The following is an 18,675-nucleotide window of genomic DNA, read 5'->3' on the forward strand; positions in this document are numbered from 1 at the left end:
AACAACTTGCTAGGCTCAGTTCCGATGCTCGTATATCACTTTCTAAATGCACATTACGGGCTTAAAGCCCTGAAGGACCGTCGACTCAAGATCGCACGAATTATGGAATTGAACGATCCATTTGAGTTTCTTGGTGTTGATCTTTCTGACCGAAAATTTCGTGAGGCGCTGAAAGCGACAAAAGCAACAATTTCAAAAACTAAAGGCCTCCTTTGCTTCAGCAAGACATGGAAAAACCCTGTTCTTTGGGGGCACTACGCAGACAAACACAAAGGCGTTTGCCTCGGATTTAAAGTGCCTCGTGGCGCTGTCAAAAAAATTGACTACATAGATTCTCGACTTCTACTACCCCCAGATGTTCCCGATGAAGCTTTCATGGAAAAGTTATTATTTACGAAATTTTCGCATTGGGAGTATGAACAAGAATATAGAGCCTACATGGAGCTGAATCAGGAAATTAATGGATTATATTATACGAAATTCTCAAGCACGTTTACACTAAAACGCGTCATCGTCGGAGACCAATCAGAAATTACGCGCGCCCAAATTTCTGATGCACTTGGAAGCTTGGGTAAAAATATAGAGACATTTAAGGCTAGAGCAGGATTCAGGAAATTTGAAGTAGTTAGAAATAAAAACAATGCAATGTGGCCCTAACAAATTACTCAACGAGAACGTTTCCTTCGCCACATGAGGATTTCCCCATTGGCACGCAGCCGAGCACCGGAAAAGCTGCCGAAACGGGAGGTTGCACTGTTTGAGCGCAGCGAGTTTGCAACATCCCGGCAGCTTTGAGGAGCGCAGGGCATCCCGCCTTCGGCGGGACAAGTGACACAGGGTGCCTTTTCTTTGGTTCGTTTCTTTGGGCAAGCAAAGAAATGAACAAACACCCCTACCCCAACAACCTCTCAAAAAACCGCCCCACCTCACCAGGCCGATGCGCATCCGACCCAGCCACCAGCGGGACTCCCAAGGCAACAGCCTCGTCGATCAGCGAGCGCACCGGATACTGCTCCCCCCGATGAGAAAACCCGGAGGTATTCACCTCCAAAGCCATGTCCTTACTCAGCATCCTCTGAAAAATCTCCCCGATCTGCCGCCGGTGCGCCCCGGTAAAATGGACCTCGGGATGATGACGCAGCACAGCGTCCAGATGGCAAAGCACCGTGCCGGGCAGAACCTCAACCGCCTCCAGCAGAGTGGCGAAATAGTCGGAGATCACCCGCTCCACCCCCTGCTTGCCCAAGGGCTCCAGGTTGATCTTGCGACGGCTCACCACGTTGTAATGATGCCCGTCGATCTCGTAGTAATGGAAGGAGAGACCGACCCGGTCCCAGGTGTACTGCTGGAGGAAATCAAGAATCGCAGGGACCTGCTTGGGGTTGTAGCCCACCTCCACCCCGAGGCCGATAGAAATCCTGTCCCCATAAACCTGCCGCAGCCGCTGCCCTTCGCGGTGGTAGGCGGCAAAATCCTCTTCGGAAAGCCAGGTGTCTTCGCGGTAGCGGATGCCGCATTCCAGATGCTCCAGAAAGACCAGCTCCTCAAGCCCCTTGTCGATGGCCGCGACCACATACTCCTCCATCTCGCCGGTGGCGTGGTGGCAGAGCCGGGTGTGGACATGGCCGTCGCTCTTGGGGTTGATCAGCATCGGTTTGCCGGAAAAGGAATTTGCTCGAAAACTAGGCGTTGCCGCGGGGGAAGAAATGCAGCACCCCGTCGATATCCGAGGTGTCGCAAATCCGACCCGGTCCGAGCTCGACAAACTGCTCAATGCCTTCCATGTTGATGGAAAACTGCTGGCCGTCCGGCATGTGGTACACAACCGTCCGAACCTTGGTTATATCAATGGGCGATCCAGCCACTCTCATATTCATTCCTCACACTCATCCCATAAAAAAACAGAACATCTCTGCTCTGTAATTTAGTCATTCATTAAATTATGGCAAGCCGCCGGTAACAAATAATTAATAACTTTTCCGAGCCAAGACCTCGCGGGGCTTGGAGCCGTCCGCCGGGCCGACCACCCCTTCCTTTTCCATGAGTTCGATCATCCGGGCCGCCCGGTTGTACCCCACCCGCAGTCGCCGCTGCACCATGGAGATGGAGGCTTGGCCCGATTCGCAGACCAGGGCCACGGCTTCGTCATATTTCTCGTCCGACTCCCCACCCTCGTCGCCCTCGCCGGCCTCGGCTTCCTCGGCAAGCTTCAGCACGGATTCATCGTAGCGCACAGCGCCCTGCTCCTTGAGAAAGGAGACAATCCGCTCGGTTTCCTTATCCGAGATATAGGCGCCGTGAATCCGCTGCAGCTTGCTGGTGCCAGGCGGCATGAAGAGCATGTCGCCGGCGCCCAGCAGGTGCTCGGCCCCGCTCCCGTCCAGAATGGTGCGGGAATCGATCTTGGAGGAGACCTTGAACGACATCCGGGTCGGGAAGTTGGCCTTGATCAGACCGGTGAGCACATCCACCGAGGGCCGTTGGGTGGCGAGGATCAGGTGCATCCCCGCGGCTCGCGCCATCTGGGCCAATCTGGCCACGGAATCCTCGACCTCGCGGGAGGAAACCATCATCAGGTCGGCCAGCTCGTCGATGATGATGACGATCAGGGGCAGCTTGTCCACGGCCTCGGCGTTGTAGCTGGCCAGGCTCTTGACCTTGGCCTCTTCCATCAGCTGGTAGCGGCGCTCCATCTCCCGCACTGCCCACAATAGGGCCCGGCTGGCCAGCTTGGGGTCAACGACCACCGGGTGGAGGAGATGGGGGATGTCCTCGTAGCAGGAAAGCTCGATGCGCTTGGGGTCCACCAGCAGCAACCGGACCTCCTCGGGGGTGGCCCGAAAAAGGATCGAGCAGATGATGGTGTTGACCGCCACGCTCTTGCCCGAGCCGGTTGCCCCGGCGATGAGCAAATGGGGCATCCGCGCCAGATCGGCGATCACCGGATTGCCCACCACATCCATGCCCAGGCCGATGGTGAGCCGGGAGGCCGCCTTCTGGAATTTCTCATGGGCAAAGATATCGCGGACATAGACGATATTGCGGGTCGGGTTGGGGATCTCAATGCCCAGCGCGGCCTTGCCCGGAATGGAGCCGACGATGCGCACACTCTCGGCCTTGAGTCCCAGGGCCAGATCATCGGCCAGGGCGATGATCTTGTTGATCTTGACCCCAGGCGCCGGGGAAAATTCATAGGTGGTGATCACCGGGCCTGGGGAAATGCCGACCACCTTGCCCACCACCCCGAAATCTTTAAGTTTTTCCTCCAGCTCGGCGCTGACCGCATAGTAGTACTCGCGGTCCACGACCACCTCGGTGTTTTCCGGTTTATCCAGCAAGGACAAGGGCGGCAGCCGGTATTCGCCGCTGGCCACGGGCAGGAGGCGGAAGGATTCGTCCTCTCCCCCGGCCTCAAGCTTCACCGGCGCATGCACCTTGGGCACGACAAAGTCATCTTCCTCCGGGCTTGCCTCGGTCTCGGTTACCAGGGGAGCGATTGCCTGTTTCTTGCCCTGCCCAGCCGAACCGTTGGCCTCGACCGCTTTCCTCGCCGCCCAGCGACAGGCCAGAAAAGCACACAGCCGACGGCCAAGGGAGTAGGGGGAGAAACTGCTGATCAGCATCAGGGAGATAACCAGGACTACGACAAACAAGAGCAAGGAGCCGGGGCCACCGAAGAACAGCTGGCCATACTGGGCCAGCAGGGTACCCAGGAATCCGGCCACCGGATAGGTGTGCTCAAAAACAGTGAAGGAAGGCAGGAAGGTGACGCCGGAAAGTCCGGCGCTGGCCAGGAGAATGCCGGTGCAGCCAAAGACGATCTGGGGGATGGTTTCCAGGCTGAAATCCGGCGAGAACAGGCGGATGGCAAAAAAAAGCAGAAGAACGGGCAACCAGAGGGAGGTGATCCCCAGCAGATCCATGAGCAGGCCGGCGACAAACTGGCCCACCGACCCGCCCCAGTTGGCCGGGGCTGTCTGGATCAGCGGCTCCACCGAGCTATAGCTGACCAGGCAGAGGAGCAGAAAAAGGGCGGCAAACACCCCGAATACGGAAAGTATCTCTCGCCCCAGTGTTGGTTTTTCCTGCTTCTTGTTCCCTGATGCCATTATGCTCGCAGATCGGTTCCGGTGATGGAAGCGCAGGCATCCCTGCAGTAGACGCTATTTTTCCTTGCCGATATTTTTTAGAATAGCGTCGAGAATCCCGTTGATAAAACCAGGAGAATCCTCGCCACAGTAACGCTTGGCCAGCTCGATGGCCTCGTCGATGGCGACCCTGGGCGGCACATCCTCCTTGAACATCATTTCATAGGCTGCCAGCCGGATAATGTTGCGATCCAGCACCGACATCCGGCTGACCCGCCAGTTCACCGCGCTTCCCTCGATCTTGGCGTCGAGCTCGTCCCGCTTGTCGGTGATGCCGTAAACCAGCTCCCGGCCATAGGGGATGGCCTTTTTATTGATCTCAAAATTCTCGCAGAGCAGCGGAAAGTTCTCCACTGCGGAGGTTGCGGTCATCTCCCCTTGGAAGAGGGCGTTGAGGGCAAGCTCTCTTGCCTTGCGTCGGTTTCCCATGAATGATCAGGCGAGCTGCGGCAGGAGGTTGACCATCTCGATGGCGGTGGCTGCGCACTCGGAGCCCTTGTTCCCGGCCTTGGAGCCGGCCCGTTCGATGGCCTGCTCGATGGAGTCGGTGGTCAGCACGCCGAAGATGATGGGCACCCCGGACTCCATGCTGGCCTGGGCAATCCCCTTGGTCGCCTCGTTGGCCACGAAATCAAAATGGGGGGTGGAGCCGCGGATCACCGCGCCGAGGCAGATCACTGCGTCATAGCGGCCGGATTTGACCATCTTCTGGGCAACCAGGGGGATTTCGAAGGCGCCGGGAACCCTGGCCACCTCGATCTCCTTGTCCTTCACCCCGGAACGCATCAGGGTGTCCAGGGCGCCTTCCAGCAGACGCTCGGCAATGAACGAATTGAACCGGGCAATGACAATCCCGAATTTCTTCCCTTCGGCCTGCAGCTTTCCTTCAAAAAATTTGGGCATCGTGCTTCCTCCAAAAAGTGAACAAAGACTTAGGTGTTTTTCGTATCCTTGCCGCCGGTGAACAGATCCAGCATATGGCCAAGCTTATCCTTCTTGGCCTTCAGGTAATCGATATTTTCCGGCTTCGGTTCCATCTCAATGGGCAGACGGCCCGTGACCTTAATTCCATAGCCTTCAAGGCCGATGATCTTCTTGGGATTGTTGGTGAGCAATCGCATCTTGCGGACCCCCAAATCCCGGAGGATCTGGGCGCCGATCCCATAGTCGCGCAGATCGGCCTTGAAACCCAGATGCACATTGGCCTCCACCGTGTCCATCCCGCCTTCTTGGAGGGCGTAAGCCTTGATCTTGTTGATCAAGCCGATGCCTCTCCCCTCCTGCTGCATGTAGAGGATGATGCCTGCGCCCTCATGCTCGACCATGCGCATGGCGCTGTGCAGTTGCCCGCCGCAGTCGCAGCGTTTGGAGCCGAAGACATCGCCGGTCAAGCAGGAGGAATGCACCCGGACCATGATCTCTTTGTTGGGGTCGATCTCCCCCTTGACCAGGGCAACATGCTCGAGTTCGTCCACATCATTGGTGTAGACAATGGTCCGAAAATCGCCGTAGAGAGTCGGGATTTTGGCCTCGGCGGCCCGGTGGACCAGCTTGTCCTCGCGGGTCCGGTAGGCAACGAGATCGGCGATGGTGGCAATCTTGAGCCCATGTTCCTTGGCAAAGATCTCCAGATCGGGCATCCGGGCCATGGTGCCGTCTTCCTTCATGATCTCGCAGATCACCCCGGAAGGATGCAATCCGGCCAAGCGGGAGAGATCCACCGACCCCTCGGTCTGGCCGGTGCGGACCAAAACCCCGCCGCGCCTGGCGCGCAGGGGAAAAATATGCCCCGGGCTGACGATATCGCTGGGCTTGGCCTTGGGATCGGCGGCCACCAGAATGGTTCGGGCTCGGTCCGCCGCGGAGATGCCGGTGGTGACCCCGGTGGTGGCCTCGATGCTCACCGTGAAGGCCGTTTCAAAGGGCGACTTGTTGTTCTGCACCATCATGGGGATCTGCAACTGCTCCAGATGATCCGGGGTCAGGGTCAGGCAGATGAGGCCCCTCCCATGGGTGGCCATGAAATTGATCGCCTCGGGCGTGACCTTTTCCGCGGCCATGTAGAGATCGCCTTCGTTCTCGCGATCCTCGTCATCGACCAGTATGATCATCTTCCCGGCCCGGATCTCGTCAATCACCTCTTCAATGGAACTTACCGCCATGGTCTTCACCTCAAAACTTTCGCCGCCTGTAGGCCGGGCACTGTTATCGCAAAAAGCCGTGCTCTGCCAGAAAAGCGGAATTGATTCTTGATTCCCCACCCCCGCCGTCAGCGTCCTTGGCGGAGAGCAATTTTTCCACATATTTGCCGATCAAATCCACTTCAATATTCACCACGCTCCCCTGCCGCAGCGCACCCAGGGTCGTGATGCCGAGGGTGTGGGGGATGATGGAAACGGAAAAGGCCTTATCGTCGATACTGTTGACGGTAAGACTGATGCCGTCAATGGCGATGGAGCCTTTTTCGATGATATACTTGCCAAACCCAGCCGGAACCTGGAAGCTGAAAAGCACGAAATCCCCCAGGGGCTGGCGGGTGAGCATGGGGGTCGTGGCGTCCACATGCCCGCTGACCATATGCCCGCCCAACCGGTCGCTGAGGCGCAGGGCGCGTTCCAGATTGACCACGCTGCCGACGGCCAGCTGCCCGAGATTGGTGCGGTTCAGGCTTTCCGGCGACACATCGACGAGAAAGCGGCGACCGCTGATCTCCTTGGCCGTGAGACAGACCCCGTTGACCGCGATGGACTCGCCTTCCGCAGGCTCGGGCAGATCAAAGTCCGCGCCAATGGCAAAGAGCATCCCGCCACCAACCGGTCTTTTTTCCAGTATCCTGCCTTGCCCCAGTATGATCCCGGTAAACATATTCTTTCCTAAGCAGTCAGCTATCAGCTGCGAGCTATAAGCTGTTTCTCTATCAACCCTTCGATCAGCACATCGTTGCCTAACCGCCGCACCTTGGTGACCTTAAAGCCGGGGGCTTCCGCAATCTTTTGCAGGCCAAGGGAGTCCACAAGAGGCACCCCGTCGTCGCCGATAAAGATCGGGGCCACAAAGATATTCACCTCGTCCACCAGATTGGCCCGCAAAAAAGCGCCATGCACCCGGCTGCCCCCTTCGACCAGCACACTGGTGAGCTGCGCTCGGCCAAGCTCGCAGAGCACCGCACCAAGATCAAGCTGGCCTGCGTCATCGAGCCGGACCTGCTTGATGACCGCGCCTGCCGCAACCAGGGCCTCGGCCCGTTTCACATCCGCATCCGGCCCGCAAAAGATCCAGGTTGGGGCAGAGGAAGCCTGTTGCAACATCTTGGCAATGGACGGCAACCTGAGCGCGGTATCCAGAATAACCCGCAACGGATCCCTGCCCCTGCGGCCCGGCACCCTGGTCGTGAGGGCGGGATCATCGCACAGGGCTGTCTCGCTGCCGATGAGGATGGCATCCACCCGATCCCGCAGCCGATGCACCTGCCGCCGGGATTGCTCATTGGTAATCCAACTGCACTGGCCGGAGGCGAGAGCCAATCTCCCATCCAGACTCATCCCGGCCTTCATGATCACCCAAGGCAACCCGGTGGTGACATGCTTGCTGAAGGGGCGATTCAGGCTGGAGCATTCTTCGGCCAACACGCCCTGCGTGACCTCAAGGCCATGAGAAGCCAAGGTCTTGCACCCCCCTCCCGCAACGAGCGGATTGGGGTCGAGCATGCCGACCACCACCCGTTTGATCCCTGCCGCGAGAATGGCCTGGGTGCAGGGCGGAGTCCGTCCCGTATGGTTGCAAGGCTCCAGGGTCACATAGATCGTGGCGCCCCTGGCTTTTGCCCCTGCAGCCCGGATGGCATGCACCTCGGCATGGGGGGTTCCGGCCTTGGCATGGAATCCCGTGGCAATGAGCCGGTTATTTTTGACCACCACCGCGCCGACACAGGGATTGGGCGAGGTGCGTCCCAGCCCTTTTCGCGCCTCCCTGATGGCCAGCTGCATCCAGGTGCGGTCGTCTTTCATTCCGTTTTTTCTTCCGGTCCGCCCAACATGTCCTTCAATTCAGACATGAACTCGCTCAGATCCTTGAACTGCCGATACACGGAGGCAAAACGCACATAGGCCACGCCGTCGAGCTTCCTTAAGCCGTCCATGACCCGCTCCCCGACCAACTTCACCGGGATCTCGCGTTCGCCCATATCCTGCAGCTCCCGTTCCAGAGAATCGACAAACTCATCGATCTGCTCCATGCTGACCGGCCGCTTCTCGCAGGCCTTTTGCAGACCTTCCACCACCTTGTGCCGGTCCCAGGCCTCACGGCGCCCATCCTTCTTGATCAGCATGGGCATGGTCACTTCAAGCCGTTCGTAGGTAGTAAACCTGCGATTACAGGCATCGCACATCCGGCGACGACGGGTGATGGTAAAGTCCTTGTTCAGGCGGGAATCAACAACCCTGTTTTCCAGATGACCGCAATACGGACATTTCATAACTTCGCCTTAACGATATTTGCGCCGGGGCACATTGCGGCCACTTACCGCTACCCCAGTTGGACAACAGGAACTTTGGCTTCGGCCAACAGCAAGGAGGAAAGGCTGTCGGCATATCCCTCTTTATAATAGATTTTTTCAATTCGTGCATTGATCAGCATCTTGCTGCAGATGGAGCAGGGCATATTGGTACAGTACAGGGTAGCCCCCTCAACGCTGAAACCGTGCAGCGCCGCCTGGATAATGGCGTTTTGCTCGGCGTGCAGGCCACGGCACAGTTCATGCCGCTCCCCGGAGGGAATCCCCTGCTGCTCCCGCAGGCAGCCGATATCAAGACAATGGCTGACCTTGGCCGGGGCTCCGTTGTAGCCTGTGGCGATGATGCGCTTGTCCCGCACCAGAATGGCGCCCACCTTGCGGCGGAGGCAGGTTGAGCGCTGGGCCACCATCTCGGTGATACCCATGAAATATTCGTCCCAGGACGGGCGGGTGTCTGTCATGATCGGTTACTCGTTGTCCCGCGCCATGTCAGGATACAGGGGAAAAGTATCGCACAGGGCGCGAACCTCGAGCCGGATAGCGTTCAGGGCTTCCTTGTTCTGCCGGTTCTCGATGGCCCGGTTGATCCAGTCGGCAATCTTGGCCATCTCCGGTTCCTTGAGCCCCCGGGTGGTAACAGCCGGAGTACCGATGCGCACCCCGCTGGTGACAAAGCGGCTCTGCTGGTCAAAGGGGATGGCGTTTTTGTTCACGGTAAGACCGGCCTCTTCCAAGGCCTCTTCCGACTCCTTGCCGGTTGCCCCCTTGTTGCTCAGATCAACCAGGAGCAGATGATTGTCGGTGCCGCCGGAAACAAGGCGGAAACCGTGGCCAACCAACCCTGCCCCCAAGGCCTGGGCGTTTTTCACCACCTGGACCTGATCCTGCTTGAACTTCTCTCCCATGGCCTCCTTGAAGGCCACGGCCTTGGCGGCGATGACATGCACCAATGGCCCACCTTGGATGCCGGGGAAGATTTTGCTGTCCAACTTCTTGCCGAACTCAGCCTTGGCGAGGATCAAGCCGCCCCGCGGACCGCGCAGGGTCTTGTGGGTGGTGGTCGTGACGAAATCAGCATAGGGCACCGGCGAAGGATGGACCCCGGCCGCCACCAGTCCGGCGATATGGGCCATATCCACCATGAACAGGGCGCCGATCTTGTCGGCTATGGCGCGGAACCCGGCAAAATCAATAACCCGAGGGTAGGCGCTCGCCCCGGCCACGATCATCTTCGGTCTCTGTTCAAGGGCAATGCGCTCCACCTCGGCCATGTCGATGCGCTCGGTTTCCCGGTTCACCCCGTAGGAAACAAATTTATAGAGCTGTCCGGAAAAATTCACCGCTGATCCGTGGGTGAGGTGGCCGCCGTGGGCCAGATCCATGCCCAGCACCGTATCTCCCGGCTGCAGCGAGGAAAAATAGACCGCCATGTTGGCCTGGCTGCCGGAATGGGGCTGAACATTGGCGTATTCGGCGCCAAAAATCTTCAGGGCCCGCTCGATGGCCAGGGATTCAATCTGGTCAGCGTATTCGCAGCCGCCATAGTAGCGCTTACCAGGATAGCCTTCGGCATACTTGTTGGTAAAAATGGAGCCTTGGGCCTCAAGCACCGCCTCGCTGACAATATTCTCGGAAGCAATCAGTTCAAGCTGATTGGACTGGCGGGCCAACTCATGGCGGATGGAACTGTACACATCCGGATCACTCTCTTTCAAATACGACACAGCAGTATCCTTCATGGTTATGGATCAGGCGAAATAATCACGGCCGAAAAATTACTCCAGGTAATTCCGGCCGCGCAAAAAAAATCGTGCATGGGGGGCCCGCAAACAGGGGGCAGACCCGTTTATCTAGAACATGTCAATCCGCCGCTGGTGCCTGCCTCCGGCAAATTCGGTGCTGACCCAGGCCCGGACTATTTCCACGGCCAGACCGGGGCCGACAACCCTGGCGCCGAGGCAAAGGACGTTGGCGTCATTGTGCTCCCGACTCATCCGGGCGGTAAACAGCTCGTTGCCCAGAGCCGCCCGGATTCCCTCGAAGCGGTTGGCCACCATGGACATCCCGACCCCGGTGCCGCAGATCAGAATCCCGCGCTCGCAAGCGCCGTTTTGCACCTGAGTGCAAACAGCCTTGGCAAAATCAGGGTAATCGACAGACTCGGTGGAATAGCAGCCCTTGTCATCCACCGTATGCCCCAGCTCCTGAAGCAGCGGAACAATCTCAGCCTTGAGGCTGATGCCGCCATGATCGCAACCAATGGCAATCTTCACGGGTTGCCCTCGTACTGCTTCATGATCAACACCGCGTTGGTCCCGCCGAAGCCAAAGGAATTGGACATCGCCGCCCGAATCTTCATCTTGCGCGCCTGATTGGGGACATAGTCCAGATCGCACTCAGGGCTGGGATTTTCCAGATTCATGGTCGGCGGAGCAATCTGATGCTTGATGGACAGGGCGGTAAAGACCGCTTCGATGCCCCCTGCTCCGCCCAACATATGGCCGGTCATGGACTTGGTCGAGCTGATGGCCAGCTTGTAGGCCTGGTCGCCGAAAGCCGTTTTAATGGCCCGGGTTTCCACGACATCGTTCAACGGGGTTGAGGTGCCATGGGCGTTGATATAGTCAACATCTTCCGGGCGCATGCCCGCATCCTTGAGGGCCATCTGCATGCAGCGGGACGCGCCGTTGCCATCCTCGGGAGGGGCGGCCATGTGGTAACCATCGCTGCTCAACCCGTAGCCGGCAACCTCGGCATAGATCTTGGCGCCACGGGCCAGGGCATGCTCCAACTCTTCGAGGATGAGTACGCCGGCCCCTTCGGAAATAATAAAGCCGTCCCGGTCCCGGTCAAAGGGGCGGGAGGCTTTTTCCGGCTGGTCATTGCGGGTGGACAACGCCTTCATCGCGTGGAAACCGCCGACGGCCAGAGGACAGATCACCGATTCGCTGCCGCCGGTGATGGCCACATCACATTCATCGTTAACGATGGAGCGAAACGCCTCGCCCACCGCATGGGTACCGGCGGCGCAGGCTGTGGTGAGGCACAGGTTCGGCCCCTTGGTGCCGTAAATAATGGAGATCTGGCCGGCGCCCATGTTGGGTATAACCATGGGAATAAAAAAGGGGGTGATACGCTTGGTCCCCTTTTCCATGGCCACCTGATGGTATTTTTCGATGGTAGGCAGGCCGCCGAGGCCGCAGCCCATGATACTGGCAATCCGGGGTGCGTTTTCCTCGGTAATCTGCAGATCGGCGTTGCGTAGGGCTTCCCCGGCTGCGGCGACCGCGTATTGCACAAAGAGGTCGAGGTGCTTGGCGACCTTTTTGTCAATATGGTCTTCAACCTGAAAATCCTTGACCTCGGCAGCGATGTTGACGCCGACCTCGCTGGCGTCGAACCGGGTAATCGGGCCGATGCCGCTCTTGCCTGCGCACAGCGCACTCCAGGTTTTCTCCACGCCTGTTCCCAGGGGAGTAACCAGTCCAACTCCTGTGACCACGACTCTTCTGCCCACGCTGATCCTCACAATCTGTTTGCAGAGAAAGGAAGGCCTTGGCAGGAAATATCCCGCCAAGGTCCGCCCTCAGTTGTTCCTGCTAGGTACCTGCTGCCGACAAAAAACTGTTCGGCTCAACCGGTAACCTTATTGATATGGTCGATGGCGTTCTGAACGGTGGTGATCTTTTCGGCAACGTCATCGGCGATCTCGATATCAAAGGCCTCTTCCATGGCCATGATCAGCTCAACCAGGTCAAGGGAGTCAGCGCCCAGATCATCAATAAAAGAAGCCCCCGGCACAACCTTGTCTTTGTCCACACTCAGCTGCTCGGCAATGATATCAATGAGTTTTTCCTGTACAGACATGTCTTTTCTCCTTGCTTGTTTACGGTAACATCTTACCAAGTTTTGCTCTTACAATATATATCACATGAACATGCCGCCATTGACATGGATAAACTGCCCTGTCACATAGCGCGCATCGTCAGAAGCCAGATAGGCAACAGCCCCGGCAATATCCTCCGCCTCGCCCAACACCCCCATGGGGATCTCAGCCTTGATCGTATTGGTAACCTCTTCGGCAAGGTCGCGGGTCATGTCGGTGACAATGTAGCCGGGGGCCACCCCGTTCACCGTGATCCCGCGGGAGGCAAGCTCCTTGGCCACGGATTTGGTGAAACCGACGATCCCTGCCTTGGCGGCAGCATAGTTGGCCTGGCCTGCGTTGCCGGCAAAACCGATCACCGAGGTAATATTGATGACCCTTCCCCAACGCTGTTTCATCATGCCCCGGCTCACCGCCTTGGTACAGAGAAACACTCCCTTGAGGTTGGTGTTGAGGACCTCGTCCCACTGCTCATCCTTCATCTTCATGAGCAGGCCGTCCCTGGTGATGCCGGCGTTGTTCACCAGGATATCCACCCGGCCATGGGTATCAAGAATCTTCTTGAAAGCCGCTTCGATCTCCTCGGCAACGGCAACGTTGAACTGGACCGCTTCGGCCTTGCCGCCTGCGCCCAAAATGGACTGCACCGTCTCTTCGGCGGCAGAGGGATTGCTCACATAGTTGACAATGACTGTGGCGCCTTGGGCTGCCAAGCGCTGACAGATAGCCCGACCAATGCCCCTGCTGCCTCCGGTGACTACGGCGATTTTTCCGCTCAGACTCATGCGCTCTTCCTTTCCTTGAATTTCGCGATAAGCATGGGCACAATCTCGAAGACATCCCCGACAATGCCGTAGGTGGCCACGTCAAAGATCGGGGCATCGGCGTCACGGTTGATGGCGATGATGGTGTCGGCGGACTGCATCCCCACCAGATGCTGGATGGCACCGGATATCCCGCAGGCAATATAGATTTTGGGGGCCACGGTCTTGCCGGTCTGCCCAACCTGATGGGGATAGGGAATCCAGCCGCTGTCCACTGCGGCCCGGGAAGCGGCAACCGCCCCGCCCAGAACATCGGCCAGTTCCCGGATCATGGCAAAGCCCTTTTCGTTTTCCAAGCCCCTACCGCCGGCCACGACAATATCGGCCTCGCTGAGGTTCACCCGGTCAAGATCTTCCACCACGGATTCAAGCACCTTCACCCGGGGCTTGAGCAAGGCCGGCTCCAGATTCACCTTAAGGATTTCCCCCTTGCGCCCCGCATCCCTGGTAAGGGGCTTCATCACCAGCGGCCGCACCGTGGAGATCTGCGGGCGGGTATGCGGGCAAACAATGGTGGCCATGATGTTGCCGCCAAAGGCCGGACGGGTCTGGAGCAGCGCACCATCCTCATCACGGATCGCCAAATCCGTACAATCGGCGGTAAGACCGGTGGCCAAAGTGGTGGCAACCCGGGGGATAAATGATCTACCGATGGCCGTGGCACCGGCAAGAATAATCTCGGGCCTGTGTTTTTTGGCCAGCGCACTCAAGGCGTTGCCATACGCGTCATCGGTGAAAGAGGCCAGATTCGGATCATCGACGACAAACACCTTGTCTGCGCCGCAGGCAATAAGCTCTTCGGCCATGCCCTCGACTTTTGCGCCCAAAAGAACAGCGGAAAGGGGAACCCCTCTTTTTTCGGCCAGCTTACGCCCGGCCCCAAGCAGTTCCAAGGCAACGGGGGCGAGTTTGCCATGTCGGCATTCCGCATAAACCCAGACCCCGGACCAATCGCCCAAGTTGCCCTGGGTTGCCTTTTCCTCCCGCTTGATGGAAAGAGCGCCGACCTCGCAGACATCCACGCAACTGCCGCACAGGGTACAGGTCTCACCGACCACGGCGACCCCGCCTTCAACCTTGATGGCCCCGAAGGTGCAGGTACTTTCACAGACACCACAACCAATACAGGCTTCTATATCAATCTGTAACATGGAGAATTCCGTTCGTCTGAGCCGTTGTTTTTAAAATAACCGTAATATTAAAATGTCGTCATCCCGGCATAAGGAGCCGTAACGAAATAACTAAAAATCTAATAGTTATTTCGTTACGGCTCCTAAAGTCTACAGGAGAGGCGACAATTTCTCATACAACTGGGCAACCTGCTCACTGGGGGTGCCACCAAGCATGCACCGCTCCCCCCGCAATTCCGGAGAGAAGACCTTGACCACCTGGGTGGTGGAACCTTTGAGCCCCAACTGCTCCGGGTCTGCCTCGATATCCACTGCGGTCAGCTTGGTGATATCGATCTTTTTCGCCTTCATCTTCCCCTTGAGGGAAGGAATTCTGGGCTCGTTGATCTCTTTAACCACGGTGAACAGCGCGGGCAACGGGACCTCCACCAGGTCGTAACCGTCGTCCATCAAACGCTCTGCCTTAATGGTGTTGGCGGTACAGTCATTGATCTTGCGCACATAGGCGACAAAAGGGATATCAAGGCGTTCTGCCAAGCCGGGCCCTACTTGGGCGGTATCTCCATCAATGGCCTGCTTGCCGCAGAGGATCAAATCAAAATCATCTATCTTTTTAATGGCCTGGGACAGGGTATAGGTGGTGGCCCAGGTGTCCGCTCCGGCAAAGGCGCGATCCGAAACAAGCACCGCCTCATCCGCCCCGCAGGACACCGCCTCGCGCAGCATCTCCTCTGCCTGGGGAGGCCCCATGCTGAGCACGGTTACCATGCCGCCGTGCTGCTCCTTCAGGCGAACCGCCTCCTCAAGGGCATGGCGGTCGTAGGGGTTCATGATGGCTTGCACCCCTTCCCTGGACAGGGTGTTGGTCTTGGGGTCCAGGCGGACATCCTTGGCGTCCGGCACCTGTTTTACGCAAACGATGATCTTCATGAGGACCTCATGTACTCCTTGTTCAGTTCCTGACCAATAACATTCCGCTGGATCTGATTGGTGCCCTCGTAAATTTGGAGGATCTTGGCGTCACGCATCATCTTCTCCACCGGGTAATCACGCATATACCCATAACCAGCAAGGACCTGAACCGCATCGACGGTAACCTTCATCGCCATGTCGGTGGCGAACACCTTACACATGGAGGAGGCCTTGGACATGTCATTCTTATGGGCGTCGATATGCTTGGCTGCCGAGTAGACCAAGGCGCGGCCCGCCTCGACCTGGATGGCCATATCGGCCAGGATATGCTGTACGGCCTGGAAGGATATAATGGGTTTGCCGAACTGTACCCGCTGCTTGGCGTAGGTAACCGCCTCATCCAAGGCACCCTGCCCCAGGCCAACGCCGAGGATGGCGATCCCCGGACGGGACTGATCCAGGGTCTTCATCACGGTGATAAAGCCCATGCCGATCCGACCGATCACCCTGTCCTTGGGAATACGGCAGTCCTTGAAGATCAGCTCCCGGGTGGAAGAACAGCGGATACCCAGCTTTTTTTCCTTGACCCCGTAGGAAAAACCAGGATCGGTATCCTCGACCACAAACATGGTGGCGCCGCGGGGCCCCTTGCTTTTGTCGGTGATGGCAATAACCGTATAGATCTGAGCCTCGCCGGCATTGGTAATCCACTGTTTGGTGCCGTTGAGGACCCATTCGTCGCCATCGAGCACGGCGGTGGTCTGGATACCGGAGGCATCGCTGCCGGCATTGGCCTCGGTAAGGGCAAACGCCGCCAATTTCTCGCCGCTGGCGATGAGAGGCATATATTTCTGCTTCAGTTCTTCGCTGCCGGAGATAAGAATCGGGTAGGCGCCCAGGGCACTGGCGGCAAAGGCGGTGGCCACCCCGGTACAGCCGCGGGCAAACTGTTCAAGGGCGAGGACAATGTCAAAACACCCCCCGCCCAAACCACCATATTCTTCAGGAATATAGAGGCCATACAAATCAGCCTTGGCGATGGCGGTTAAGATATCACGGGGATAATCTTCGGTTTCATCCAATTCCGACCTTTGCGGAACAATCATTTCATCGGTAATCTGCCGAGCAACATCGACGATCATCTGCTGCTCTTCGCTCAAGAAATAATCCACTCTGCCCCCTTGTCCTCAATTACTTTGATATGCGGTTGAAAATAGCGCGCCCTGTGCCTACCACCTGACCACGGCTGCGCCCCAGGTAAAGCCCCCGCCAAAAGTGCAGATGAGAAGCAGATCTCCCTGCTGCAATCGGCCTTCCCGGTTCGCTTCGTCCATGGCAATCGGCACGGTCGCCGCCGATGTATTACCATATTTGTGTACATTAATATAGATTTTTTCGAGGGGCACACGGAGGTGATCGGCCAAGCTTTTCAGGATACGAATATTTGCCTGGTGGGGCACAATAAGGGAGATGTCCGCGAGGGCAAGGCCTTCTTTTTCAAGGACGGCGGTGATGGCATCCGCCATGGCCCGGACCGCGTAGCGAAAAACATCCTTCCCCACCATTTTGATGAAGGGGCCATCGCTTGGCTGGGTGCAGAGGTCCGGGTTCAAACTGGGAGCGTTGTCCATATGGAGCAACTCCCATAACCGACCATCCGCATAGAGCTGACTGGCCAAAATTCCCCGCCCCTGATCGTTGCCGGTCACCAGACAGGCCCCGGCTCCATCGCCGAAAAGCACACAGGTATTGCGGTCCTGCCAATTGGTCCGGCTGGAAAGATTCTCCGCGCCGATCACCAGAATCTTCATGTCCGGGGTATGATGGATGTATTTGTCGGCCAGGTCAAGGCCGTAGAGAAAGCCGGAACAAGCGGCGTTGATGTCAAAGGCGAAGGCATTGACGGCCTCCAGCTCCTTCTGTACCAGACAGGCGCAGGAAGGCATGGCCTTTTCACAGGAAATCGTCCCGAGGACGATCATGTCGACTTCCGCCGGGGTCACCCCGGCCATGTCCAAGGCGCGGCGGGCTGCCTCGCTGGCGAGCTTGGAAGTCTCTTCCCCTGCCCGGGCAATATGCCGGGTCTTGATCCCCGTTCTGGTGGTAATCCACTCATCGGTGGTATCAACCATCTTCTCAAGATCCGCGTTGGTGAGGATCCTTTCCGGCAGGCAGGATCCGGTCCCGATGATAACCGCACGGCTCATGGGGCTACTCCGGAAACAGCGACTTCCGCCGACAAGGAATCATCCTGTTGCACCAGAAGATGATCAAGGGAAAAAAGCTCAAGGATGCGGTCATTGACTTTATTGCGGGCCATTTCGGAGGCAACCCGGATGGCATTTTTTATTGCCACGGCGTTTGAACGCCCATGGCAAATAATGGCGTTGCCGCGGATACCGAGCAAGGGGGCGCCGCCATACTCGGCATAATCAACCCGTTTTTTAAAAGAAACAAAGGCATCCCTGGCAAGCAGATAGCCAAGCTTTGCCTTAAAACTCTTTGCAATCTCCTCACCCAGCATGCCCATGACCGCCTCGGCCAAACCCTCGCTCAGTTTCAGGCAGACATTGCCAACAAATCCGTCACAGACCATGACGTCAACATCCCCCTGAAAGGTGTCGCGGCCCTCGACATTGCCGATGTAATTCAAGGAACTCTGCTGAAACAGTTCGTGGGATTTTTTCACCAGGGCATTGCCTTTCCCCCCCTCTTCGCCGATACTGAGCAGACCGACACGGGGCCGGTCCAGGCCAAAGAGTATTTGAGAAAAAGCGGTGGCCATAACCCCGAATTGAAAGAGATGCTCAGGGCGGCAATCAACGTTTGCGCCCACATCCATCATTACCACCGGCCCTTTCAAGGTAGGGAAAATACCCGCGATTCCAGGCCGGGATACATGCTCCAGACGGCCAAGCAACTTGAGGGCTGCAGCCAGTGTCGCCCCAGAATTGCCGGCGCTGACAACAGCGTCAACCCTGCCCTCTTTGTGGAGGGCAAAGGCCTTCATGATGGATGAGTCTTTTTTCCTGCGGATGGCGTCAAAGGGGGATTCATCCATGTCAACAACCTGGGAGGCATGCACCAGATGAATCCGGGGTGAAGGAGTGCCATGGGTTGCGAGAATAGCCTCGAGACGGGTCTGATCACCAATCAGGCTGATCTCAAGGTTAGAGTCGCACGCAGCCAGGACTGCCCCGGAAACCAGTTCTTCCGGGCCTCGGTCCCCGCCCATGGCATCCAAGGCAATATGCAACGCCAT

Annotated in this window: 21 protein-coding genes; 1 reads left to right on the forward strand and 20 read right to left on the reverse strand. The window is 57.6% G+C overall.

The window, feature by feature from the left end:
- Positions 1 to 102: 102 nt before the first annotated feature.
- Positions 103 to 657, forward strand: coding sequence for a DUF2971 domain-containing protein (locus ACZ46D_RS06225; RefSeq protein WP_464929170.1), 555 nt, complete (start codon positions 103 to 105; stop codon positions 655 to 657).
- 235 nt (positions 658 to 892) lie between these two features.
- Here ACZ46D_RS06225 and ACZ46D_RS06230 read toward each other — a convergent pair whose 3' ends face one another.
- From ACZ46D_RS06230 to plsX, 20 genes are all read right to left on the reverse strand, one after another.
- On the reverse strand, positions 893 to 1,651 hold the full coding sequence (locus ACZ46D_RS06230; RefSeq protein ID WP_464929171.1) for a histidinol-phosphatase: 759 nt from the start codon (positions 1,649 to 1,651) through the stop codon (positions 893 to 895).
- 31 nt (positions 1,652 to 1,682) lie between these two features.
- On the reverse strand, positions 1,683 to 1,871 hold the full coding sequence (locus ACZ46D_RS06235) for a hypothetical protein (RefSeq protein WP_464929172.1): 189 nt from the start codon (positions 1,869 to 1,871) through the stop codon (positions 1,683 to 1,685).
- A 96-nt stretch (positions 1,872 to 1,967) separates the two neighbouring features.
- On the reverse strand, positions 1,968 to 4,109 hold the full coding sequence (locus ACZ46D_RS06240) for an FtsK/SpoIIIE family DNA translocase (RefSeq protein WP_464929173.1): 2,142 nt from the start codon (positions 4,107 to 4,109) through the stop codon (positions 1,968 to 1,970).
- 54 nt (positions 4,110 to 4,163) lie between these two features.
- A complete protein-coding gene (gene nusB, locus ACZ46D_RS06245) occupies positions 4,164 to 4,577 on the reverse strand; it encodes a transcription antitermination factor NusB (protein WP_464929174.1) in 414 nt (137 codons plus the stop codon).
- Positions 4,578 to 4,583: 6 nt separating this feature from the next.
- Positions 4,584 to 5,051: a 6,7-dimethyl-8-ribityllumazine synthase gene (ribH, locus tag ACZ46D_RS06250; RefSeq protein WP_423123735.1), complete on the reverse strand. Its 468-nt coding sequence runs from the start codon at positions 5,049 to 5,051 to the stop codon at positions 4,584 to 4,586.
- Positions 5,052 to 5,080: 29 nt separating this feature from the next.
- The gene (locus ACZ46D_RS06255; protein WP_464929175.1) at positions 5,081 to 6,310 is read right to left on the reverse strand and encodes a bifunctional 3,4-dihydroxy-2-butanone-4-phosphate synthase/GTP cyclohydrolase II; all 1,230 of its coding nucleotides are present in this window, start codon (positions 6,308 to 6,310) and stop codon (positions 5,081 to 5,083) included.
- Between the two features lie 43 nt (positions 6,311 to 6,353).
- Positions 6,354 to 7,013, reverse strand: coding sequence for a riboflavin synthase (locus ACZ46D_RS06260; RefSeq protein WP_464929176.1), 660 nt, complete (start codon positions 7,011 to 7,013; stop codon positions 6,354 to 6,356).
- Positions 7,014 to 7,036: 23 nt separating this feature from the next.
- Positions 7,037 to 8,155 carry a bifunctional diaminohydroxyphosphoribosylaminopyrimidine deaminase/5-amino-6-(5-phosphoribosylamino)uracil reductase RibD gene (gene ribD, locus ACZ46D_RS06265; RefSeq protein ID WP_464929177.1) on the reverse strand — a complete coding sequence of 373 codons (1,119 nt, stop codon included), beginning with the start codon at positions 8,153 to 8,155 and terminating at the stop codon, positions 7,037 to 7,039.
- Entirely contained in the window at positions 8,152 to 8,622 is a 471-nt protein-coding gene (gene nrdR, locus ACZ46D_RS06270) for a transcriptional regulator NrdR (protein WP_464929178.1), read from the reverse strand. Before nrdR ends, ribD begins: the two co-directional genes overlap by 4 nt.
- Positions 8,623 to 8,672: 50 nt before the next feature.
- Positions 8,673 to 9,122 carry a deoxycytidylate deaminase gene (locus ACZ46D_RS06275; protein ID WP_464929179.1) on the reverse strand — a complete coding sequence of 150 codons (450 nt, stop codon included), beginning with the start codon at positions 9,120 to 9,122 and terminating at the stop codon, positions 8,673 to 8,675.
- A gap of 6 nt (positions 9,123 to 9,128) precedes the next feature.
- On the reverse strand, positions 9,129 to 10,385 hold the full coding sequence (locus ACZ46D_RS06280) for a serine hydroxymethyltransferase (protein WP_464929180.1): 1,257 nt from the start codon (positions 10,383 to 10,385) through the stop codon (positions 9,129 to 9,131).
- Between the two features lie 126 nt (positions 10,386 to 10,511).
- Positions 10,512 to 10,934 carry a ribose 5-phosphate isomerase B gene (gene rpiB, locus ACZ46D_RS06285; RefSeq protein ID WP_464929181.1) on the reverse strand — a complete coding sequence of 141 codons (423 nt, stop codon included), beginning with the start codon at positions 10,932 to 10,934 and terminating at the stop codon, positions 10,512 to 10,514.
- Positions 10,931 to 12,178, reverse strand: coding sequence for a beta-ketoacyl-ACP synthase II (fabF, locus tag ACZ46D_RS06290; protein ID WP_464929182.1), 1,248 nt, complete (start codon positions 12,176 to 12,178; stop codon positions 10,931 to 10,933). Before fabF ends, rpiB begins: the two co-directional genes overlap by 4 nt.
- 116 nt (positions 12,179 to 12,294) lie before the next feature.
- Complete coding sequence (gene acpP / locus ACZ46D_RS06295; RefSeq protein WP_464929183.1) at positions 12,295 to 12,567, reverse strand: acyl carrier protein; 273 nt, start codon at positions 12,565 to 12,567, stop codon at positions 12,295 to 12,297.
- A gap of 21 nt (positions 12,568 to 12,588) precedes the next feature.
- Positions 12,589 to 13,332, reverse strand: a complete 744-nt coding sequence (gene fabG / locus ACZ46D_RS06300; RefSeq protein WP_464929184.1) for a 3-oxoacyl-[acyl-carrier-protein] reductase — start codon at positions 13,330 to 13,332, stop codon at positions 12,589 to 12,591.
- Positions 13,329 to 14,522 (reverse strand): FAD-binding protein, encoded by a 1,194-nt coding sequence (locus ACZ46D_RS06305; RefSeq protein WP_464929185.1) that lies wholly within the window; start codon positions 14,520 to 14,522, stop codon positions 13,329 to 13,331. The genes fabG and ACZ46D_RS06305 overlap by 4 nt, the downstream gene beginning before the upstream one ends.
- Positions 14,523 to 14,651: 129 nt before the next feature.
- The gene (locus ACZ46D_RS06310; protein ID WP_464929186.1) at positions 14,652 to 15,431 is read right to left on the reverse strand and encodes an electron transfer flavoprotein subunit beta/FixA family protein; all 780 of its coding nucleotides are present in this window, start codon (positions 15,429 to 15,431) and stop codon (positions 14,652 to 14,654) included.
- Positions 15,428 to 16,585: an acyl-CoA dehydrogenase family protein gene (locus ACZ46D_RS06315; RefSeq protein WP_464929187.1), complete on the reverse strand. Its 1,158-nt coding sequence runs from the start codon at positions 16,583 to 16,585 to the stop codon at positions 15,428 to 15,430. Before ACZ46D_RS06315 ends, ACZ46D_RS06310 begins: the two co-directional genes overlap by 4 nt.
- A gap of 57 nt (positions 16,586 to 16,642) precedes the next feature.
- Positions 16,643 to 17,620 carry a beta-ketoacyl-ACP synthase III gene (locus ACZ46D_RS06320; RefSeq protein ID WP_464929188.1) on the reverse strand — a complete coding sequence of 326 codons (978 nt, stop codon included), beginning with the start codon at positions 17,618 to 17,620 and terminating at the stop codon, positions 16,643 to 16,645.
- Positions 17,617 to 18,669: a phosphate acyltransferase PlsX gene (gene plsX / locus ACZ46D_RS06325; protein WP_464929259.1), complete on the reverse strand. Its 1,053-nt coding sequence runs from the start codon at positions 18,667 to 18,669 to the stop codon at positions 17,617 to 17,619. Before plsX ends, ACZ46D_RS06320 begins: the two co-directional genes overlap by 4 nt.
- Between the last annotated feature and the right edge of the window lie 6 nt (positions 18,670 to 18,675).

Source organism: Thiovibrio sp. Mzg5 (assembly GCF_055379285.1).